The sequence below is a fragment of the Pseudoalteromonas haloplanktis ATCC 14393 genome (assembly GCF_000238355.1).
Lineage (GTDB): Bacteria > Pseudomonadota > Gammaproteobacteria > Enterobacterales > Alteromonadaceae > Pseudoalteromonas > Pseudoalteromonas haloplanktis.
In genome coordinates, this window is sequence record NZ_AHCA01000002.1 from 501,491 (window position 1) to 523,112 (window position 21,622).

The window sequence follows — 21,622 nt, forward strand, 5'->3', positions numbered from 1 at the left end:
ATTGGGATATAGTAAACCGGCGCTCTGATTATTAGTCTGAATAAAATTTTTAGACGGACAGAAACATGACGTTATTAAATGATCTACAAGCCAGAGGGCTCATTGCCCAAGCAAGTAATTTAGAACAACTGCAACAAGCTTTACAACAACCGCAAGTGCTTTACTGCGGATTTGATCCTACTGCCGATAGCCTACATATCGGTCATTTAGTGCCACTACTCATGCTTAAGCGTTTTCAAGATGCAGGCCATCAAGCAATTGCTTTAATTGGTGGGGCAACAGGCATGATTGGTGATCCCAGTTTTAAAGCAACTGAGCGCAGCTTAAACACTGAGCAAACAGTGGCTCTATGGGTTAAAAAACTGACCCAACAAATACAACAATTAATGCACAGCGACAAGAAACCATTGCTGATTGCTAATAATACCGACTGGATGAGCAACATCAATATTATTGATTTCTTCCGTGATATCGGAAAACACTTTTCAATAAACTCAATGATCAACCGCGAGTCAGTGAAACAGCGACTTAATCGTCCAGAACAAGGAATATCGTTCACCGAGTTTAGCTACGCACTACTGCAGTCATTTGATTTTGCACAACTTAATAAACAGTTTAATTGTCGATTGCAGATCGGTGGCAATGATCAATGGGGAAATATTATCAGTGGTATAGACCTCACAAGAAGACAAAATAACGAAACTGTATATGGGTTAACTTTACCATTGATCACAAAATCAGATGGCAAAAAATTCGGTAAAACTGAAACAGGTACTGTGTGGCTTGATCCAACAAAAACCTCCCCGTTCGCGTTTTACCAATTTTGGCTCAGCGTTGATGATGCTGATGTATACAACTTTCTACGCTACTACACTTTTTTAAACTGCGATGAAATTGATAATATAAAAGCCTGCGATGAGCTCAGCCAAACTAAGCCCGAAGCACAAAAGATTTTAGCTCAACAAATAACGCTTTTTGTTCACGGCGAAGCTGCACTGGCAAGTGCCGAACGCATCACTGACGCGCTATTTAGTGGTTGTGTACAAACGCTAAGTTTAAGTGAATTAAAGCAGCTCGAATTTGATGGCGTCCCCTGTATACAATCACCTCAAAGCGACCTTGTTGAGTTATTAATTGCAGCTAATCTCGCAAGCTCTAGACGCATAGCCAGAGAACTCATTAGTAATAACGCAATAAGCGTTAATGGTGAAAAAGTTAACCAAATCGAAAGTACAGCAATGCAATTGCCGTTATTTGATCAATACTGGTTAATTCAAAAAGGCAAAAAACACGTCTGTTTAATTAAAAGAGTGATGTCGTAAAATCGTTTTCACTATAAAAGTACAGAGCTACAAATCGGGGCATTACGTATCTTTTGCCCCACTTTCCTTAAAATATACAGTTAAACATCACTCACAACATGTAGATAAAAAGAATAACAATAAATAATAAAGAGGACAGGCATAAAATAAAGAAATAAAAGGACAGGCATCTTTTATACTTTAACTGTACTAGCGTCAAAAATCACTTCAAGTTTATTAACATTCACCCGTCTTTTTTATACATTTTCAGTTTTTTCACAGAGATTATTCAAAGCTTTACATTTTTGGATAGAATATTAGGCTGCAGAGCAAGCCTTTGCTAGACGGGTGCTTTATCGGAGATTATTTTTCAATTACATGGCAAACTTAGTGCTACCCCGCCCCTTTATACCATTTGACATCGTTGCTTGCCGCATGTTGCTTGAGACGCTGTTTGCTGCCTGCAAAATTTGAATATTGATGCCTGAATCGCTTTACAGATTCAAGCCATTGCGCTTCATCTATATTCAATGTGAGCAGTACTTTCGGCACGGTGTTGTTGAGATGCCCTTTTTTATTTGGATCTATGTGACGACCACTCCAGTCCACTAATTCAATGTAATCTAGCAAAGCAATAGGGATTGTGTGTTTTATATGATTACCACCAAATGGTTTTAGCTGTGCAGGTTGACTTTCATGCTGAATACTATCGTTTTTCTTTAAGGATTTATTTGCTTTAACTGCACTTGTGGTAAAGGCTTTTAAATGCGCTAGTCGCTCTTGAATTGAAGTGTAATCGCTGTCCTCAAGTGTATCTACTATATTTGCTCTGATGGGGTTTAAATCGACATAAGCCATGCAACTAAGCACTGCTGTTTGATCTAATAAAGCTTGTGACTTATAACGTCCTTCCCAGTACTTGCCTGTGCAGTTATCCTCTTTATTGGCTTCACGGGCTATGTACTCATTAAGGTTTTTCATATACCAGCTAATGTCATACAACCTTTCTCGCCATTTAGCGATTATCTCATTAAAAAATAGTAAATTGGCTTCATCAAACTGCTCACCATTTAAGAAGCGGTCAACTAATATATGGCCATTATAAAGTTGATACCAGCGCTCAATGACTTCAATATCAGACCACTCCAGTGCTTGTCGCCTATTCACGTTTACTACTAAGTGGTAATGATTACTCATAATCGCATAAGCTGCTATTTCAATAGCAAACACGCTACTTAATAACTTTATTCGTTCTATAAGCCACTCCCTACGATGATCAAAATTTTTTCCTGTATGTTTATCATTACCACATAAGTATGCTTGCCTGACACAGCGAGCTATTAAGTGGTAGTAAGATGTGGATGCTAAATCAATAAGGTTTTTTCTCGCACGAGTCATAATATAAAGCTCATTAATCACTGTATACAATAACAGTAGTTAATGCTGTGGATTTTGCAAAACATTCGTGTGCATTCATTGAAATTGGCTTTCCTTACTTACTAAAAATTTGTGCCTGTCCTTTTATTTTTCTCTTTTATTTTACAGTGGATTAAAACATCTGTTGTTACTGTGAGCGATTATGGCGCATCATTGCATCATTAAATCGCACAATCGTTTTGCAATCGCTAGCGTTGTAATTTAACGTCATGATATTTAAAAACTTTGTCACAAGGCATAAATGTTGCTTGTTTCTCTTTAGTCTCTTATTTCCTGTATTAACTAAATTGAAAAAGAACACACTTACTTTATCATCAGTCACCAAGCAAGCAGCCCACACTAAATTAAAGGTGCTACTGGCAGAAAAAAACCAAGCAAAAGCAACGGTTTTGATGAATGTATTAAGTAATGATCACTATGATATTTTTCATATTGCCCATTCTGGCATGCCTTTACTCAAAGATGTAGAGCAACTTGATCCTGACATTATCATAATCGATATTGAATCACCTGATCGCGACATGCTTGAAAACCTAAACCAAATATCACAATTTGCCCCCAAGCCCATTGTGGTTTTTTCTGAACATCAAAATCCTAGCACCACAATAAATCAATTGGTTAAATCAGGTGTGAGTGCCTATGTTATTGGTGAAGTAAGCCATCAACGCGTGCGGTCAATTATCGATGTAGCGATCGCTCGTTTTGCCGTATTTCAAGATCTAAAGCAAGAACTCGCTGCCACAAAGCAAAAATTATCGAGTCAAAAAAACATTGAAAAAGCAAAGCTCTGGTTGATGGAAAACAAACAATTGTCTGAAACCCAGGCCTATCATTTCATTCGAAAAACAGCGATGGACAATAGTCAAAAAATGGATGATGTCGCTAGAAATATTTTATCTGTTGCCAGCATTCTTTAGAGAACCAAAATGATTTCTAATATTGAAAAAAAAGAGTTAACCCTCGGTTTTATGCCCTTAACAGATAGCGCCCCAGTTGTTGTTGCTTATGAGATGGGCTTTTTTGCTAAATGGGGACTTACAGTTACTTTATCTAAACAAAACTCATGGGCCTCATTACGAGACAAGCTACACACAGGTGTTATTGACGCAGCCCAAATGCTTGCCCCTATGCCAATAGCAAGCAACCTTGGTCTATACGGAGAGCGCTCAACGGTTATAACACCACTGATATTAAGTCGAAATGGTAACGGCATAACCATTTCCAGTTCATTGTATAATAAAATCCTCGCACAACATCAAGTAACTCAGTTACCTATGCCATTCGAGGCCAATATTCTCAAGCATGAAATAGCTCAAAGAGCACTGATAAATGAAAAACTAACTTTTGCTGTCGTTTTTCCTTACAGCTGTCATTATTATCAACTGACAGACTGGCTTAAACGTAGTGACATAGCAGTATCTGAAATTAATTTGCTGATAGTACCACCATCAAATATGGTGCCATCTTTGCAATCTGGTGATTTAGATGGTTTTTGTGTAGGAGGACCATGGAATGCCAAAGCTGTAAGAGAAGCCGTAGGTGTTACAGGCGTAACATCGGCAGATTTATTACAAGATATCCCCGAAAAAGTACTCGGCCTAATGGCAAGCTGGCAACAACAATACCCAAATACCACCAACGCATTGATCTGCGCTTTATATGAAGCCTGCCAATGGCTAGAAAGCATCCCCAATCGTTTTGAAGCTGCCCGACTTTTAACTCGCGCTAAGTATTTAGATACTCCAATCGATGTGATCGCCCCTTCCTTACTAGGCAGTTGCTTAACGTTTAATAATCATCCCCCCCGCTTAGTGCCAAGTTATAACCAATTTTCGGACTTAAACAATACTGATTTTAATGCACCAGAGTCACACTACGGGGAGAAAATTGCTGACATGATGTTAAACAATGGCCATATCAATCCTGAGCAACGAGCCCAGTTAGATATTGCGACTATTTATCGCAAAGACCTTTTTCAGCACAAATAAAGCCGTTTAATACCCCTTAACTATGGCCTGCTCTGTGCAAGATATTTTCGCGCAGAGTATCAATAACCAAATTAACTTGCAGACTTTCAAAAATGCACCAGCTTAATGCAAACCATTCCCCTTAATGAATCATAATTCAAAATTACAACGAGTAAATCATCCCACGTAAAAACATAACATACTGTATAGATTAAATATTTTAAAAATGGCATACACTATGCTTTATCCAAGTAAATGATGTTTATGTTAATGAGGCCAACAGCGGTTTTATTAACAGCTTAATAAACTAATTTAAAAAACTTATTCCGTTAAAACTAATCGCACTGCAAAGCCGTAGTCATTTTTAGTTTGGCATAGTAGCCCACAGCAATTCAGATTTATCTGCGTTGCTGTGGGCTTTTTTTTTATTTGGAGAAAAGTATGTTGAAAATACGCTTAAAAAAGAAATGCAAAAAATTATGCCACGCTGTGATAGCGGGTATTTGCATATCAGGCTCATTACTCACCACATCTTTACTGGCTGCTGAGTTAGGTTACCCCGAAAAAGAAGAGTTAACATTTGGCTTTATAAAATTAACCGACATGGCCCCCATCGCTATCGCTTACGAAAAAGGCTTTTTTGAAGACGAAGGCTTATACGTCACCATTGAAGCACAAGCGAACTGGAAAGTACTCCTTGATGGTGTTATTGATGGCCGACTAGACGGCGCGCACATGCTTGCCGGGCAACCCATAGCAGCCACCATTGGATATGGTACAAAAGCCGAGATAATTACCCCCTTCTCAATGGATTTAAATGGTAACGCGATTACCGTCTCCAATGAAATATGGGCACAAATGAAAGGTAATATTCCCAAGCAAGCTGACGGTAAACCCGTTCATCCAATCAAAGCCGATGCGCTAAAACCCGTAGTAGAAAAATACCTAGATGCAGGTAAACCTTTCAATATGGGCATGGTTTTTCCTGTGTCAACGCATAACTATGAACTTCGTTACTGGTTAGCGGCAGGCAATATTCACCCTGGATTCTATGCGCCTCATAAAGGTGATACCTCTGGTAAAATTAACGCACAAGCTCTGCTATCAGTAACCCCTCCTCCGCAAATGCCCGCAACCATGGAAGCCGGTACTATTTATGGCTACTGCGTGGGCGAACCTTGGAACCAACAAGCTGTCTTTAAAGGTATCGGTGTACCAGTGGTTACTGACTATGAAATTTGGAAAAATAACCCTGAAAAAGTATTTGGTATTACTAAAGCTTTTTCTGAAAAGTACCCAAATACCACCATCCGCTTAACCCGCGCACTCATTCGTGCAGCAAAATGGTTAGACGAAAACGACAATGCTAACCGCCCCGAAGCTGTAAAAATATTATCACAATCTAACTATGTTGGCGCTGACCGCGAAGTCATCGCAAACAGCATGACAGGTACATTTGAATACGAAAAAGGCGATAAACGCGCAGTACCTGACTTCAACGTCTTCTTTCGCTACAACGCAACCTACCCGTATTACTCTGATGCTATCTGGTATTTAACCCAAATGCGTCGCTGGGGGCAAATCAGCGAAGACAAGCCAGACAGTTGGTACAAAGATGTTGCAGCAAAAGTATACCGTCCAGATATTTACATGGCAGCAGCACAATCGTTAGTTGCAGACAAACTGTTATTAAAAAGCGATTTTGCAGATCTCGTTGATGAAGATGGCTATCGCGAGCCGCAAAAACACTTTATCGACAATATTGTTTACGACGGGACAACACCAAACGACTACATCAATAAATTCAAGATAGGCTTAAAAGCAGGTGACAAGCTTTAACCTTTTTATCTAATAAATAACAGTAATGCACAGCTTAGCAGTGCATTAAGGAACGATCATGACAGCGATATTGAGCAAAAAAATAGTGGGGAGTCAACCCATGACTATTAAGGGTCTTTTTACTGCATTTTTTACCACAAAGGCAAAAGCAATAATTCTACCGACAGTCGGTATTATATGCTTTTTATTATTTTGGTCACTCACAGCCAGCAGCATCGATACCTCATTAGGTAAGTTCCCTGGGCCAAGTTCAGTTGCAACACAAATAAGTAACTTGATTAATGAACATAATACTGAGCGCGAAAAAGAAGCTGCATTTTATTTACGCCAAGAACAAAGAAATGAAGCGCGGATGGCAAAAGATCCAAGCTACGAGCCAAAAATACGTGCTTATACCGGTAAAGAAACATTTTTAGATCAAATAATAACAAGTTTACTCACTGTATTAAGTGGCTTTTTATTAGCCGCAATAATAGCCATACCATTAGGTATTGCGATTGGTTTAAGTAAAAACCTTAACATGGCAATCAACCCTATTATTCAAATTTTTAAGCCCGTTTCTCCCTTAGCTTGGCTACCTCTGGTGACCATGGTCGTCAGTGCTTTGTATGTATCACCAGAGCCTTTATTTGCCAAATCATTCATCAACTCCTTGATCACTGTAACGTTGTGTAGCATCTGGCCAATGGTTATTAACACTTCGTTTGGTGTTGCATCAATGAACCAAGATTGGGTCAACGTAAGTAAAGTGTTAAGCCTGCCAAGATTAGTACATATTCAAAAAATTGTTATTCCTGCTTCTATCCCAGCCATTTTTACCGGTATGAGAATGTCATTAGGTGTTGCCTGGATGGTTTTAATTGCCGCCGAAATGCTGGCACAAAACCCAGGACTTGGGAAATTTGTATGGGACGAATTTCAAAACGGCAGTTCACAATCACTCAGCCGTATTATGACAGCCGTCATTGTGATTGGTCTGATTGGCTTCATGCTAGATCGCACTATGTTACAGCTGCAAAAAAAGCTCTCTTGGGACAAATCAAGCGCGCAACGTTAGCCACTAAATTCTGAGGAAATAAAATGAGTATAATTTTAGATATCAGCAAAGTAGACATGGTTTTTCCCACACCAAAGGGAGACTTCACCGCATTAAAAGGGGTTGATTTACAGATCAAAAAAGGCGAGTTCATCTCTTTAATCGGTCACTCTGGGTGTGGTAAATCAACGGTACTAAATATTGTTGCCTGCTTACATAAAGCCACCAAAGGCGGCGTGTTATTAAACAACAAAGAAGTGACTGAGCCCGGCCCTGAGCGAGCTGTTGTATTTCAAAACCATTCATTATTACCTTGGCTCACATGCTATGAAAATATAGAGCTGGCTGTAAAACGTGTTTTCAAAAATGAAATGTCTCCAGCCCAAATGACGCAATGGATTGAACACAACCTAAATTTAGTACACATGGATCATGCCAAAGATAAGCGCCCAGACGAAATATCGGGGGGTATGAAACAGCGGATCGGTATAGCAAGAGCCCTTGCAATGAAACCCGAAGTACTCTTAATGGACGAACCATTTGGGGCCTTAGACGCATTAACCCGCGCGCACATGCAAGACTCACTAATGGAAATTCAGCAAAAGCTCAATAATACCGTGATCATGATCACTCATGACGTTGACGAAGCCGTTTTATTATCTGATCGCATCGTTATGATGACCAATGGTCCTGCGGCAACAATTGGCGAAATATTAGAGGTAAATTTACCACACCCAAGAGACCGCTTAGCCTTGGCCGAAAACCCAGAATATAACCGTCTGCGCTCTGCTGTATTAACTTTCTTGTATGAAAAACAAAGAAAAATAGAAGTGATACCAACATCAACAGCAACCCCTAAGCAAAAACAATCTGATGTTGCCTAAGAGCTAAAAAATAAAACATAAAAATTCTAAGGGAAAAACATGACATTTCGAGCAAAACTATCAAAAGTAACCACCTTACTATTATTAACTGGCACAACGGCAACGACTTACGCCAATACGCAATCAAAAACAACCCTCGACTTCAACATACGTTATGAAGGGGTACAGCAAGACAACATCTTAAAAGACGCATCAGCTTTAACAATAAGTACACGCTTAAATTATACCAGCGCCGACTACCAAGGTTTTTCTGGGGTAATTGAGTTTGAAGATTCACGACAGCTCGCAGGGGTTAATAATTATAACGATGCCATCGGCAACAACCTGCTTTATTCAGTTATCGCCGATCCAGAAACCACAGAGCTTGACCAAGCATTGTTACAATATAAATCAGACAAACTCACCGCTAAAGTAGGCCGCCAAATTATTGCCCTAGACAATCAACGCTATGTGGGCCATGTTGGCTGGCGCCAAGATAGGCAAACTTTTGATGCCGCAACCCTTAATTACACTGCAACCAGCAAAATAAACACAAGTTATAGCTACATAAACAAACGTAACCGTATATTTGCTGAAGAAAAAGATCTGCATTCCAATGATCACCTGTTACATATAAATTATAAAACAGAGTTAGGACTACTCACCGGCTATAGCTACCTATTAGAAGTCGATGAAGGCACACCAAATAGCTTAGATACCTACGGACTAAGCTTCAAAGGTAAAAAAGATAACTTTGCCTATTTAGCTGAATATGCAAGTCAAGAAGCTAACGACAATGGCAGTGATCACACAGCAGATTATATTGCCCTTGAAGGCGCCTATAGCTTTAACACTGTGACTGTAAAGTTAGGCGGCGAAGTTCTCGGCAGTGATAATGCTCTATATAGTTTTTCAACCCCCTTGGCAACTTTGCATAAATTCAACGGCTGGGCAGACCAATTTTTAACGACACCAAAGGAAGGTTTAGTCGATTTATACGCCTCCGTTTCAGGGAAAGTCCTCGGTGGTGCTTGGTCATTGGTTTATCATGATTACAGTGCAGACGAAGCAACACCAACAGTTGATAATTTAGGAAGTGAAATTAACGCTGTATTTACTAGAAAATTTGCGAAAAACCTAACCGTAGGTATTAAATATGCCGCCTATTCGGCAGGAGATGTTGGTGCTGGTAAAGTAGATACTGATAAAATTTGGTTGTGGCTGGGCGCTAAATTTTAATACCGTGTGTATTAAATAAGTAGCCTATTTAAGCTTATGAACTACTTGGTGTATAAATTATCATAATCGGGTTTAGTGGCTACGCTCGGTAAAGTGAAGAAGATAAAAAGGCAATAAGGACAAGGCATATATTTTTGCTATTTTGCTTCTTAGTGAATGTTGCAAAAAATTGTGCCTGTCCTATTTTATAATTTAATTTATAAAAACGGTCAAAAAAAACACTGGTAACTCTTGATAGAGTTAGGCTCATATATGTGATGTGAACTATTGCCCGTATCTACGAATTACAGATACCTTACCATCTTCAAGCTCTAAAACATCTAAAACTTCTTTGCTATAACTAAACTCTGAACCGTCAGAACGTAAGCCTTTTGCAGAGAACGCATGTTTAAGGGCTACCACGTTATAACCAACGATATACTCTATTATTTTACCTTTGTATTCTGTATGTACACCTAAATAACGAGACATTCCTTTACGCATTAATTCTTTGCCGTCTGGCTCTCTAGAGTCATCAGGCGCATTTGGAAAATGTTGGTTACCAACATCATCAGTTAATAGTGACAAATACTGTTCTAAATCATCTTTAGATGCATTAGGTTTTTGTGTGTTTGTCATAGCTTGATGATAATTTTTAACAAAGTTATCGTAATCAAATTCATCGCTACTGGCTAAAGTCGCTGTTGAAATAACAGAAATTAAGATAGTTAAAATTGATAAACATTTTTTCATTGGTACTCCTTGCCTTAAATTACTCGTTTTTAATTTATTTTTATTGGTGCATTAACCATAGCCGAGTTCCTATTTTGATTCAATCGACAACTGACTTGAAAAACTCCGGTATTAGCCTTCAAGTTCATTCTCATTTACTGCTCATTCCCTTCTCTTTGTGCAAAAGATCTTTAATTGAATTATTCACAAAGAGGTTAAGAGACGCTGCGCTTAAGAGGAAAATAAACAAATGCAGTGCTAGTAATGTAAGCTACTTACTTAACAACCACATCGACAGACGAAGTAAACGAATTTGCTTATTGAATTAGAGTTAATTTTGAACTGACCGTCAATTTAAAAAACGCTCAAAAAGAATACTAGTGCCTATTGACAGAGTTAAGGCTCATATGTGTTAGGTGCAAAACCACACGCACCTGCATTAGTTAAAATTTGTTTTTTTGTACTTTCCGCTTTTTCTATAGAGTCAAAGCCTGCCATTCTGAAATTTTTAGATAACGGTGCTTGCAAAGTAGCTGATGGAAAACCAATATCATTTTCCCGAGCATCTACCATTATAAATTTGCGCCCTAGATTCTTTTGAGTAATGTTATTTAAATTCAAACCTTCAGAAGTAGTTAACTCAATATAAATATTCCAATATCCCTTAAAACTTGATTCCTTTATAGAGATATTTTCAATGCATTCGGAAGAAATTTTATAAACCAACAGCCCTCCGGTGGCACTAACTATACCTGTAAAGAGTGAAGTTGTAATAATGAAACTAGATAATATGCGCATACGTCCTTTGCACCTAATGAGCCTGTAGAATAACTCGTTTTTAATTTATTTTTATTGGTGCATTAACCATAGCCGAGTTCCTATTTTGATTCAATCGACAACTGACTTTTACATAAAATACAAAAAGAGGATTTGCTGTTGCCTTAATGTGCGTTTTGGAAGGTATAACAGGTGTTTGAGTGGCTTATTTGTCAGAGATAGCAGCTAACCCTTTATTAGCTCATCGTGTTTTCACATATCAATATTAGCCTTCAAGTTCATCCTCATTTACTGCTCATTCTCTTCTCTTTGTGCAAAAGATCTTTAATTGAATTATACACAAAGAGGTTAAGAGACGCTGCGGCTTTAGAGTAATACAGATTCTAGACCAAAAAAATTTACGCGGCTGGGTATACTACTACCTAATAGCCAACGCTTATCAGCTTACTGTAGATTTGAATCACTGGATACGCAGCAAGATAAGAATATGCAACTGGCAACTACAAATAAAAATGACTACAAATAAAAAGGACAGGCATATTTTGTTGTTAAAATTTAATAACTCTCTCCTCGTTAATAACGTTGTAGTTGCTTTTTACACACTGTTTGTTGCAAAACGTAGAGTTGAGTAGCTTAGAAGGAGTTTTAGGCAAAAAATATAATCTAGCGGTTTAATTTTTATCAATAACTTAATTGTATCATTGTATTTTTTCTGACTATTCACTTGAAGAAGCTTCCAGTCTTCACTCAACCTGCGCCTTTGTACTATTGCACGTCGATGGTTGCAGCTTGTTGCTTTAACCGTTGTTTGCTGCCTGAAACGTTGAATTGATTCAAGCCAGTACGCTTCTTCTATACTCAAATTGAGCAGCACTTCTGGCACAGCCTTGTTGATAAATCCTTTTTTCTTTGGATCTATGTGAACTAGCAATGCAGCTGAAGGAGCAAAGAAAATTGAGGAAGAAATGAATAAAACTTTAGATTGCTCTAAACACCCAAGGCCACCAGTATGTGATTTCGGATTTAATATTGGGGGAGGAGTTAGTTTATAACTAATAAAGGGGTACTTCACCCCTTTAACTTTAATAGTATTATTTTATTTTCATAGAGCTATTCTGTTTTGTAAAGAAATACATCGTATCTTCAAAAGCAACAAATGGTGCTGACACCTTATAGACTGTGCTACTTCCCCAAGTGCTAAAGCTTTGTGGGACTACAGCAAAACCTGACGTTGCAATAGTAATTGGTGAAGCAAATTGGTAGTCACTTAGCAATGTTGTGGTGATTACGCTTTTGACATTGTTGTTGTAATTAACCTTACCTGTCGCTTCAACAGAAACTTGTATTTCGCATGCATTATTATATTCAGGTTTTAAGTTTAGAATGTTCCCCGCGGTTTTGGCCTTTTGATAGTCAATTTTAGGAGTATCAGCCGAATCGCACATTTCACCATTAAATATAAGTATGAAATTATTGTCATGGTGATCCGCTGCTACTCTTGCCAAACCTAAAAAATTAGCATTATCCATATTATCAAATGTTTTTGTTAACTCACTCTCAACGGTAGTAACAACGCTGGCATCAACATTTTGTTCGTCTATATCTGCAAGAAAAACAAGCATAGGCTTCCAGTTGAATGCGCGGTCAGCTTCTGATTGCGCACCTAAACTCCCCGCTAAATCCACTAAGCCACCAGTAAGAAAAGATAGAGCATATTCAGTACCAACAAGAACACCATTCGATTTGAATTGTGCGTCTTCTGGTAAGTCAACGTCTGATAACCCCGCTGTTTTACGTGTCATATTAGCCACATTCAATGCAAAGCTAGCATTAGAGTCAAACTCATATATTTCATTTGATTCCAGCTTGATAATAGGTGGCTGAGTAGCCATGCAAGCCACCAGCGAAAAACTTGAAATTGTAAGAAGTTTTTTTTTTATAATATTCATAATGTAATAATTCTCTAAACATTAAGTGACTGTATTAAAACATAAATACATTTGGACTTCCCAGCTTTCACTAGGTAGTTTACAACTCAGAATAGTACGCTTCCTCAAACTTAGCAGGTGAAGCACCGCCTGTGTGTGAATGGCGCTTTTTGGATTGTAACGCATTTCTATAAAATTAAATATCTCAGCTTTCTCATCCTCGCGTGTTGAGTATATATTACGCTTAATTATTCGCTTTTTAATTGTCGTAAAAAAGCTTTCAGCACCGCATTATCATCACAATTCCCAGCGCGGCTCATAGTAGACACAAGATTATTCTCTTTCATAAATACGAGATAGTCAGCGCTACCGTATTGACTACCTTGGTCACTATGAACCAGTACCTCAGCGTTCGGCTGACGTTGATATACGGCAATTAAGAGTGCATTTATAACAAGGTGTTTATCCATATTTTTATCCATCGACCAACCCACAATACGCCTAGAAAATAAGTCCATCACTGTTGCCACATATAAAAACCTCATAGTTTCTTATATAAATTATGTAACTCACCCATGATTGATTCGGCACAGGCGGGTTGTATTGGCGTGCTAATATGTTACCTATAATCCGCGATGCCTTACCACCTTTAATATGTCGACGCTTATACCCAATTTGGGCTTTAAGCTTATGTTGTCGTATTATCTTCGCAACACGCTGCATTACTCACCAGCGTCAAGCAAATCAACATGTATTCAAGGGCTACCATACGTGCCGCCACTGTCTACATAAAACGCTTTAATGAACTTCAACAAGCGATTATTTTCAAGCGTTCTATTACTTTTATGCTGTTTTTACCACGCAAAAAAACCACTACAATGCAGTTTAAAAAGACGGCACATTGTTGTGATAGAAATCTCATCTTGGTGGTCACGAATGAAGCCGTACTTTACTTGGGGTTGCTGGCAAAGTATCTTGCGTCTTTTTTATAATATCCCGTTCCTCCGTGACACGCTTTAACTCAGCCTCTAATTTAGCGGGGTGGACTTCCCAGCTTTCACTAGACAGTTGTTCTCGGCAATTGCTCCTGTATCCATGCAGTCGTACATGAAAAATTTATAACGCAGTTTGCGCTTTATTTAGCTCGCTAGAATAGTTTTAATATTTTAGTCGATTGGTATTAGATCAAAAGTATGATGAAAGAATATGCCTGTTTGATTAAAAAAGATGCTATTACAATTTTGATGAGGATTCACCAGAAAGGCATTATAAGAAACTAGTATTAGTAAATTTTAGATGGATAAAAAAATGGGAAATGTACAACACCCAAATGAGGAATTTGGGTGGCAGTCTTACCAGCCACATCTCGGCACACACGTCACAAACTGTGGCTGCTCCCTTCCGGGCCTGACCAGGTTCGCCTGCTAGTGTTGCGAGAGGACCAATAAGACTACCATTGAGGGCCTTGGTTGGCGCGGGAGGGATTATCTCTACTTTTGGGGTGTTATTCAAGGGTAAACGCAAAAAGAAAGTGCGATTGCATGTTAAACATACAATCGCACTGTTTTTTAAACGATTTTATTGTTTCTCTAACTCTGCTTTTACGTTACGCAGTACTGCTTTTACTTTTTTCATATTTTCTGGCCCCATGCGCAGTAGCTGTTTTTGCGCAGCTGGCAGGCGTTCCCATTCTGAGTAAGCATATTGGTAAGTGACAGAGTCACGTAATAATGGCATATCGCCTTTTGGCTCTGGAGTATCTAATAATAGCTCTATCGCCTCTTCAAGTGTTTGATTAAACGCATCACCTTGATAGCCAATTTCTGCATACGCATCATTGATCAATGGCTTGTACTCATCGTATAAACGCACAATTTGCGCTGCGCTCATGCTGGTAAATATTTTTACGTAAGGTGTATAGCGTTCATAGCTGTTTGGATCGACAGTAAGAATATCACCTTCTATCACGCTAAAGCTTTCTTCTGGGCGCTCAACTGGCGCATGCTTAGCCGCTACTTTACCTTTGGCTAAGTTATCTATAAATACTACACCACGGCGAATAACGTCGTCTGTTATAAGCAAGCTCATTGCTTGATCACTTAAGTAGTCATCAATACTGGCAACCACCACGGTATCACTCTCGTTAAGAGTTGGTAATGGTGCGACTTCAGGCTCAGGTTCAACCTGTCTTTGCTCTGGGCGTTGCACTACTTCTGGCTCAGGCAAGGTTTCAGGTTCTGCAATCTCTTGCGGCTCTGGAGCTTGATACTCGGGCATGACTGGTTCATCTATCGTCTGCTCAACAATCGGTTGCGGTTTTTCTTCTGGACTGAGTAAAATATACCCTGCTACACAGGCGATGATAATTAACACACCGACCGCAAACAATAAGTTGTTATTTGGTGGACGCTTTTCTGTATCTGGCTGTGGTGATTGATCTGACATACAAACTCCATAAAAAATTTAAATGCATAACACTTAGAGGTATCTAAGTTACTATAATTCATTGCTTAGCGATAATTTTTATTCTCAAGCTAAGGTATCCTTTGATTCTTCTAGCTTAAAGACTTACAGTTAATAAATAAAGTAAAGACGCTCAACGGTTTAATTGCAACTATGAAAATCAAGCAGGTCAATCAAAATAAACCAAAAGTCGCACTACTTCTGACCGGCGGTGGTGCACGCGCGGCCTATCAAGTTGGGGTGCTTAAAGCCCTTGCTCACAGTATGCCACGTACAGCTCCCTTACCATTTACTATTATTAATGGCACCTCTGCGGGCGCGATCAATTCAGCTGCATTGGCAAGTTATGCGTCGTGTGCGCATTTAGCTGTTCGTAAATTGGAATCAGTGTGGAAAAACTTTTCGACCTCCATGGTATATAAAAGTGATTTTATCAGTGTGTTTGGTCATTTAACTCGTAATATACTGACCAGCTTTCAATCTGAACATATTAATCATCCACCCGCGAGTTTATTAAACAATCAACCTTTACGGGTGTTGCTGAATAATATACTGGATTTATCACGTATTGAGCGAAATTTACATCGTAATTATTTAGATGCTTTGTCAATCACCGCGTCCAGTTATACTACGGGCGATTCTGTGGCGTTTTTTCAATCTAATACACAATCGCCTTGGCAACGCGCGAAACGCGAAGGCCAAGCAACGCGTATTAATGTTGAACACTTAATGGCATCCAGTGCTATTCCAATGGTATTTCCGAGTGTGAATGTCCATAACCATTATTTTGGGGATGGTTCAATTCACCAATTATCACCATTGAGTCCAAGTGTGCATTTAGGCGCTGAAAAAATATTTATTATTGGTGTCGATCAACCAAAAGAAGCACATCCACCAGGCTACTTGCCACATTTCCCCGGGTTATCAGCTATTGCAGGTCACTTGCTCGATAGTGTATTTACCGACACCTTACAGTCAGATCTTGAACGTCTTGAACGGATCAACCGTACCTTAGGTTTATTACCAGGTCGCGACAAACACCAAGAACTAAAACAAATACACAGTTTTGTGATCAATCCATCTGAAAACTTTAACGCCATTGCTGCGCAGTATTACGATGATATGCCGCTGGCAATTAAAGTGCTGCTACGTATGATTGGGGTTAAAAAACGTTCACAATCGAGTTTAACCAGTTATTTATTATTTGAAAAACGCTACACCCAGCATTTGATCGAAATTGGTTACAAAGATGGCATTAAAAAACTACCACAAATACGCGAGTTTTTAGAACTTGATTAACACAAGTTTAAGCCTACTCGCTGCCATCAAGTAAATAACGCTCAACTCGCTCTACGCGACGAGGTTTACCTTGCAGCACTAAAATATCGCCGGCGAGTAACACTATATTCCTTGATGGGCTATCAATTTCACGGTCTTGGCGGCGTAATGCCCGAACAGATACGCGGCGCTTTTCAAGCCCTAGCTCACTAATGCTTTTTGCTACTGCAAAGGCATACTCGGGCAGTGCAATAACATGTAAATACTCAAGTCGTTCGGCGTTACTTTCTTCACTATCAAATTTATCTCCGGCAAAAAAACCATGTAAAAATTGATAGCGATTACGCCGCTCTTTACTGACCCGCCTAACAATACGCGACATCGGCACCCCCGACATAGATAACACGTGCGACACCAGCATTAAACTAGCCTCCAGTGTTTCGGGAACCACTTCGGTCACGCCAAGCTCTTTTAATGCTTCTAGGTGACTATCGTCACGCATTCGCACTAATATTTTCACCTGTGGAGCGATTTGTTTTATGGCATCGATCACAATTTGCGCATGTTCAAAATCGGTGAACGTAATGATCACTAAGCGTGCTCGTTCAACACCGGCAGACTTTAAAATATCTTTTTGCTTTACATGACCAAAAATAACAGGCTCACCCGCTGCTTTAGCTTCATGCACAAGAATTGGATTATTTTCAACGGCAACATATTCGATAGCTTCTGGTTTTAAAAACCGCGCAATGGTCTGCCCAACCCGCGAAAAACCACAGATCACCACGTGGTTTTGATACAAAGTGCTGCTATTGGGTTGCTGCTGCCATTCGTTCTGGGAGTGTTTAACTAAGCCAAACTGCTTTAATAACCAAGGTGTACGTTCAATCAAATAAGGGGTTAAGCCCATCGACATAACAGCAATGGCAATTAAAAAGGAAGCGTGCTCTGCAGCTAATAATTGATGCTTTGTGGCAAGCGCTATTAATACAAAACCAAACTCCCCCATTTGCCACAACATAATCCCGGCTGCTACAGCATCTTGTTTTCGCTCACCCATTAACTGCGCTAAAAAAGTAATAACGCCAATTTTGAGCACTAGCATTAGTGCAAGAGCAGCCACAATCCAATACCATACGCCCAGCACAAATAAGATATCAAGCTGCATACCTACGGTAACAAAAAATAAGCCCATTAAAATGTCGCGAAATGGCCGAATGTCCGCTTCTAATTGATGGCGGTACTGACTTTCTCCTAGCATCATGCCAGCTAGAAAAGCCCCAAGAGCCATTGATAAGCCAAACAAATAAGTCAGCCCTGCGGCAAATAAAGCAACCAGTAAGGTGGTTAACACAAATAATTCATCGGTACGCATTAGCGCGACTTCACTAAATACTTTAGGCAGTACCCATTTACCAATTGCCCATAATAACAAGCAAACAAACGCGCCTTTGGTTAACGCTACAGTCAGTGCCCATGCAATGCCTTCTGAATCACTACTTTGCGCCAATAGTGGTAATGTAATGAGTAAGGGTACAACGGCAATATCTTGAAACAACAGCATACCAATAGCGAGCTGACCACGGCGTTGTTTAAGTTCGCCAGATTCTTTTAATAATTTAACCACCACTGCAGTAGATGACAACGCCATTAATGTCGCAATAGTAAAACTGCTCAAAGCTGATAAACCCATCAACAATAAAATCAGCATACACACAATAGTAGTGATCACAACTTGCAGTGTGCCTAAACCAAACACAATGTTGCGCATAGCCATTAATCGACCAACAGAAAACTCCAGTCCCAGGCTAAACAGTAAAAATACAATGCCAAGCTCAGCAACAAAATGCATTTCATAACTTTGCGCCATCCAACCAATACCATGCCCCCCAGCTAAAACACCGGTAGCAAGGTAGGCAAGGATCGGCGGTAGGCCTATTCGTTTAAATAGCCATACCAGCACCACTGCAGCTAATAATAGGCCGAATATTTGGGCCAATACACTTTGCAAACACACCTCCTACTTATATTGATGCAATACCGCCAAAATTTTAGCTATGACAGGATTAACTATAGCAACTATCTGTTTTTCAGCCAGTTTGAAATAGTGGCATAAAAATCGCTTAACAAGTGTAACAACACACTCCTAGGGGGAGAAAAACGTGGAAAATGTCCATATTTTGACGCAACGGATCTCAGCACGTGGCGAGTTTCTGCCGTTCTCGGCAGAGCATTACCGTAATAGTGAGCCTAGCGCTATCCATAGTTTGCTTGAAAAATTGCAAACAACGTTGAATTTAGAAGAGCTGCTTACTATTTATGCTGCTCATGCTAAACAAATAATTAATTTTTCAGGGTTGCAGTTTCAATCATCTCTAGGTGTGGCTCAAATAGCAGATAGTGATAACAGTAAACCACCCTATTCATTTGATTTAGATATAAATAATGAACATTTAGGCCAGCTCATCTACTTTTGCCAGTACCCGCTGTCAGGCAATATTGAACAAAAGTTAGTGGGGCTACACAATGCACTGGTTTATCCGTTGCGTAATGCCTTAATGTATAGCCGAGTGCTTAAACTCGCGACTAAAGACACCTTAACCGGGCTGAATAACCGCAGTCAGTTTAATGATATTTTGGCGCAGAAATTAGAGCGCTGCCGCCGTCAGCATCGCCCATTTAGTTTAATGTTGTTAGATTTAGATAACTTTAAACAAGTTAATGACAACTATGGTCATAAAATTGGCGATGATGTATTACAAGAATTTGCCAATGTATTATGTAGCAGTATTCGCGCTACTGACTCTGTGTTTCGCTTTGGTGGTGATGAGTTTGCGGTGTTAATTGATGATCCTGAGTTTACTACTAACAAAGTAATAGCTCAGCGAGTAATGCGCTTAGTAGCTGAATCTAATTTAATGAAACAGTATCAGGTTACCACCAGTATTGGCTTCACGCTGACAAGCAGCCAAGACTGTGAAAATGACATTTTTGCCCGTGCCGATAAAGGCTTATATAAAGCAAAAGCCGCTGGTAGAAATTGCGCCAGAGCGTACTAATAGTGTAATGCCTAGTTCCCCCGCTAGGCATTAGATGCTTATTTAGCTGTCAGCTTATAACCGAGCAAGGCTAAGCAAAAACCAAAAAAGAAGCCACTAACCAAATACAACAAAGCTGCCATGGTGGCTAAAGGCATTATGATAACCATTAGCAGTGGAATGCTTACCCCAACAATAAAAAATATCCCGCCTTTACCTAACCAATAAGCAATTAATATTACCGCGCAAAGTAATCCACCCGCACTGGCATAAGCTAATGTTAATAGCTCTAAGTCAAACATCAACGTGGCGATAATGGCGATTAATGCGGTGCTCACAAGCCCTAATGGTGCTTTATTAACAAGCGATAAACCAACGTGGGGCTGTGGCTTGCTCATGTTTTTATGTTCCAAAATATACCTTCTTGTTGATAGTGTTCAGCACTTATAAAATGCCCTACTACATAGACTAATTGTTCATTATAAAAAATAAGCGGCACACTCGCACGCAGCCAAGGCGCGATTTTAGCGTCTTTGAACCAATGTTTAAGCGTATTATGGCCCGGTTTTTTACGTGGTTTAATACGTGCTTGTGGGCGGTTAAAATGCACAGTGACTTGTTCATTAGGCAGTGGTTTTCTAATTCCTTCACCCGTTAATTGAACTAAACTACGACCATCAGACAGCAACAGCTCAGCATCGGTTACTAATTGGCTAAGCGGCACAGCGGTGTCACGCACAAAATAAAAAAACTGTTGATGACGGCGCACTTGCCCTTGCGCTAACTGAATGAGTAATTGAGCATCAGCCTGTGCCGTTAATCCTTGGCTAAGTATTTGCAACGTTTGCTGGTGTGATGGCATAAGTGCAGTGAATTGCCCAAGCCAACTGCGTAGTACATTTGCTTGTCGCGCAGCGCTGTAGTTCGCAAGCGCTAAACAGCTTAAACCCTGCTGGTTATTTTGGCATTGTTGTAAATCTTGCTGAGTGTATTCGTCGAGCACATCTTGTTGCTGCTGCAATAAATTTACACTTCGCGTGGCACTTTTTTCAAACCCTTTAAAGCGTTCGCTCAGTAGTGGCACAACTTGCTGACGAATAAAATTACGATCAAAGCGTTCATCACTATTTGAGTCGTCAGTAATATGCTCAAGATTAAAGTCTGCGGCAAATTGCTCAATATCTTGTCGAGAAACATTCAGCAGCGGCCTAAAACACTCTCTACCAGAGCTAAGCATACGCGTTTGCCGCATTGCGGTTAAACCTTGCAAACCAGAGCCGCGCTTCAAGCGCAGTAAAAAGGTTTCTAGTTGATCGTTTAAGTGCTGCCCCAGCAAAATAATACTGCCTGATGGGCTGAGTTTATCAAGGGCTTGATAACGAGCATCACGTGCTTGTTGCTCTAAACTCGTACGTGTTTTTTGCTCAATTTTAACCTGCGCCGTATCAAAGGTAATATTCAGTGTGGCGCATAGCTTTTCACAAAATAACTGCCAGTCATCGGCGTACTGACTTAAACCATGATGCACGTATACTGCACTTAATTGCAACTGAGGCATATCGGCTTTGAGCGCATTCATAACGTGCAGTAATACCACAGAATCAACACCACCTGAAAGCGCTATTGTAAAAGAGCATTTATGCGCTGCTACATAAGGCTTGATGACGTTTTTTACTTGTTGATATAACAACGTTGTTTGCATGAATTAAAACCGCTAAATAGATGGTTGATTAGCTTAAGCCGAA

21 protein-coding genes and 1 other RNA gene are annotated in these 21,622 nt (G+C 39.7%); 10 read left to right on the forward strand and 12 right to left on the reverse strand.

Features of this window, described 5'->3' with window-relative positions; all coding sequences use genetic code 11:
- The first annotated feature begins 65 nt into the window (after positions 1-65).
- On the forward strand, positions 66-1,322 hold the full coding sequence (gene tyrS / locus PHAL_RS0106390; RefSeq protein WP_016707597.1) for a tyrosine--tRNA ligase: 1,257 nt from the start codon (positions 66-68) through the stop codon (positions 1,320-1,322).
- 372 nt (positions 1,323-1,694) lie between these two features.
- Here tyrS and PHAL_RS0106395 read toward each other — a convergent pair whose 3' ends face one another.
- A complete protein-coding gene (locus tag PHAL_RS0106395; protein ID WP_016707598.1) occupies positions 1,695-2,699 on the reverse strand; it encodes a transposase in 1,005 nt (334 codons plus the stop codon).
- A 326-nt stretch (positions 2,700-3,025) separates the two neighbouring features.
- On the opposite strand from PHAL_RS0106395, the gene PHAL_RS0106400 reads away from it, so the two are divergent.
- The 6 genes from PHAL_RS0106400 (at position 3,026) to PHAL_RS0106425 (ending at position 9,682) form a co-directional block, all read left to right on the forward strand.
- Complete coding sequence (locus PHAL_RS0106400) at positions 3,026-3,655, forward strand: ANTAR domain-containing response regulator (RefSeq protein WP_036980574.1); 630 nt, start codon at positions 3,026-3,028, stop codon at positions 3,653-3,655.
- Between the two features lie 9 nt (positions 3,656-3,664).
- Entirely contained in the window at positions 3,665-4,726 is a 1,062-nt protein-coding gene (locus tag PHAL_RS0106405; protein WP_016707600.1) for a CmpA/NrtA family ABC transporter substrate-binding protein, read from the forward strand.
- Positions 4,727-5,146: 420 nt separating this feature from the next.
- Entirely contained in the window at positions 5,147-6,544 is a 1,398-nt protein-coding gene (locus PHAL_RS0106410; protein WP_016707601.1) for a CmpA/NrtA family ABC transporter substrate-binding protein, read from the forward strand.
- Positions 6,545-6,644: 100 nt separating this feature from the next.
- Positions 6,645-7,601: an ABC transporter permease gene (locus PHAL_RS0106415; RefSeq protein WP_050901569.1), complete on the forward strand. Its 957-nt coding sequence runs from the start codon at positions 6,645-6,647 to the stop codon at positions 7,599-7,601.
- A 23-nt stretch (positions 7,602-7,624) separates the two neighbouring features.
- A complete protein-coding gene (locus PHAL_RS0106420; protein ID WP_016707603.1) occupies positions 7,625-8,464 on the forward strand; it encodes an ABC transporter ATP-binding protein in 840 nt (279 codons plus the stop codon).
- 39 nt (positions 8,465-8,503) lie between these two features.
- Positions 8,504-9,682: an alginate export family protein gene (locus PHAL_RS0106425; RefSeq protein WP_016707604.1), complete on the forward strand. Its 1,179-nt coding sequence runs from the start codon at positions 8,504-8,506 to the stop codon at positions 9,680-9,682.
- A gap of 264 nt (positions 9,683-9,946) precedes the next feature.
- On the opposite strand, the gene PHAL_RS0106430 is transcribed toward PHAL_RS0106425, so the two are convergent.
- Both PHAL_RS0106430 and PHAL_RS0106435 read right to left on the reverse strand, forming a co-directional pair.
- The gene (locus PHAL_RS0106430) at positions 9,947-10,414 is read right to left on the reverse strand and encodes a nuclear transport factor 2 family protein (protein WP_016707605.1); all 468 of its coding nucleotides are present in this window, start codon (positions 10,412-10,414) and stop codon (positions 9,947-9,949) included.
- 375 nt (positions 10,415-10,789) lie between these two features.
- Positions 10,790-11,191, reverse strand: a complete 402-nt coding sequence (locus PHAL_RS0106435) for a hypothetical protein (RefSeq protein ID WP_016707606.1) — start codon at positions 11,189-11,191, stop codon at positions 10,790-10,792.
- Between the two features lie 404 nt (positions 11,192-11,595).
- Between PHAL_RS0106435 and PHAL_RS24725 the strand changes: the two genes are divergently transcribed.
- Positions 11,596-11,802, forward strand: a complete 207-nt coding sequence (locus tag PHAL_RS24725) for a hypothetical protein (RefSeq protein ID WP_232321850.1) — start codon at positions 11,596-11,598, stop codon at positions 11,800-11,802.
- Here the strand turns inward: PHAL_RS24725 and PHAL_RS24730 are convergent.
- From PHAL_RS24730 to PHAL_RS0106465, 6 genes are all read right to left on the reverse strand, one after another.
- Entirely contained in the window at positions 11,766-12,242 is a 477-nt protein-coding gene (locus PHAL_RS24730) for a hypothetical protein (protein WP_016707607.1), read from the reverse strand. The two genes, PHAL_RS24725 and PHAL_RS24730, sit on opposite strands and share 37 nt — an antisense overlap.
- Before the next feature lie 19 nt (positions 12,243-12,261).
- Positions 12,262-13,119 (reverse strand): hypothetical protein, encoded by an 858-nt coding sequence (locus PHAL_RS0106445; RefSeq protein WP_036980515.1) that lies wholly within the window; start codon positions 13,117-13,119, stop codon positions 12,262-12,264.
- A 21-nt stretch (positions 13,120-13,140) separates the two neighbouring features.
- Complete coding sequence (locus PHAL_RS24735; protein WP_080571515.1) at positions 13,141-13,362, reverse strand: hypothetical protein; 222 nt, start codon at positions 13,360-13,362, stop codon at positions 13,141-13,143.
- Positions 13,347-13,643 carry a DDE-type integrase/transposase/recombinase gene (locus tag PHAL_RS23795; RefSeq protein ID WP_080571516.1) on the reverse strand — a complete coding sequence of 99 codons (297 nt, stop codon included), beginning with the start codon at positions 13,641-13,643 and terminating at the stop codon, positions 13,347-13,349. The genes PHAL_RS24735 and PHAL_RS23795 overlap by 16 nt, the downstream gene beginning before the upstream one ends.
- A gap of 805 nt (positions 13,644-14,448) precedes the next feature.
- An RNA gene (gene ffs, locus PHAL_RS23805) (signal recognition particle sRNA small type) lies at positions 14,449-14,545 on the reverse strand.
- A gap of 131 nt (positions 14,546-14,676) precedes the next feature.
- On the reverse strand, positions 14,677-15,543 hold the full coding sequence (locus PHAL_RS0106465) for a DUF3014 domain-containing protein (protein ID WP_016707613.1): 867 nt from the start codon (positions 15,541-15,543) through the stop codon (positions 14,677-14,679).
- Positions 15,544-15,714: 171 nt separating this feature from the next.
- Here PHAL_RS0106465 and PHAL_RS0106470 point away from each other — a divergent pair, with 171 nt between their 5' ends.
- Positions 15,715-16,860 (forward strand): patatin-like phospholipase family protein, encoded by a 1,146-nt coding sequence (locus PHAL_RS0106470; RefSeq protein WP_016707614.1) that lies wholly within the window; start codon positions 15,715-15,717, stop codon positions 16,858-16,860.
- 13 nt (positions 16,861-16,873) lie between these two features.
- Here the strand turns inward: PHAL_RS0106470 and PHAL_RS0106475 are convergent, their stop codons facing one another.
- On the reverse strand, positions 16,874-18,850 hold the full coding sequence (locus tag PHAL_RS0106475) for a monovalent cation:proton antiporter-2 (CPA2) family protein (RefSeq protein WP_016707615.1): 1,977 nt from the start codon (positions 18,848-18,850) through the stop codon (positions 16,874-16,876).
- Positions 18,851-19,001: 151 nt separating this feature from the next.
- Here PHAL_RS0106475 and PHAL_RS0106480 point away from each other — a divergent pair, with 151 nt between their 5' ends.
- Positions 19,002-19,898: a GGDEF domain-containing protein gene (locus PHAL_RS0106480; protein WP_016707617.1), complete on the forward strand. Its 897-nt coding sequence runs from the start codon at positions 19,002-19,004 to the stop codon at positions 19,896-19,898.
- Between the two features lie 38 nt (positions 19,899-19,936).
- Here PHAL_RS0106480 and PHAL_RS0106485 read toward each other — a convergent pair whose 3' ends face one another.
- Together PHAL_RS0106485 and tilS are read right to left on the reverse strand one after the other, a co-directional pair.
- Positions 19,937-20,275 carry a hypothetical protein gene (locus PHAL_RS0106485; protein WP_016707619.1) on the reverse strand — a complete coding sequence of 113 codons (339 nt, stop codon included), beginning with the start codon at positions 20,273-20,275 and terminating at the stop codon, positions 19,937-19,939.
- Positions 20,272-21,579, reverse strand: coding sequence for a tRNA lysidine(34) synthetase TilS (tilS, locus tag PHAL_RS0106490; RefSeq protein ID WP_016707620.1), 1,308 nt, complete (start codon positions 21,577-21,579; stop codon positions 20,272-20,274). Before tilS ends, PHAL_RS0106485 begins: the two co-directional genes overlap by 4 nt.
- Between the last annotated feature and the right edge of the window lie 43 nt (positions 21,580-21,622).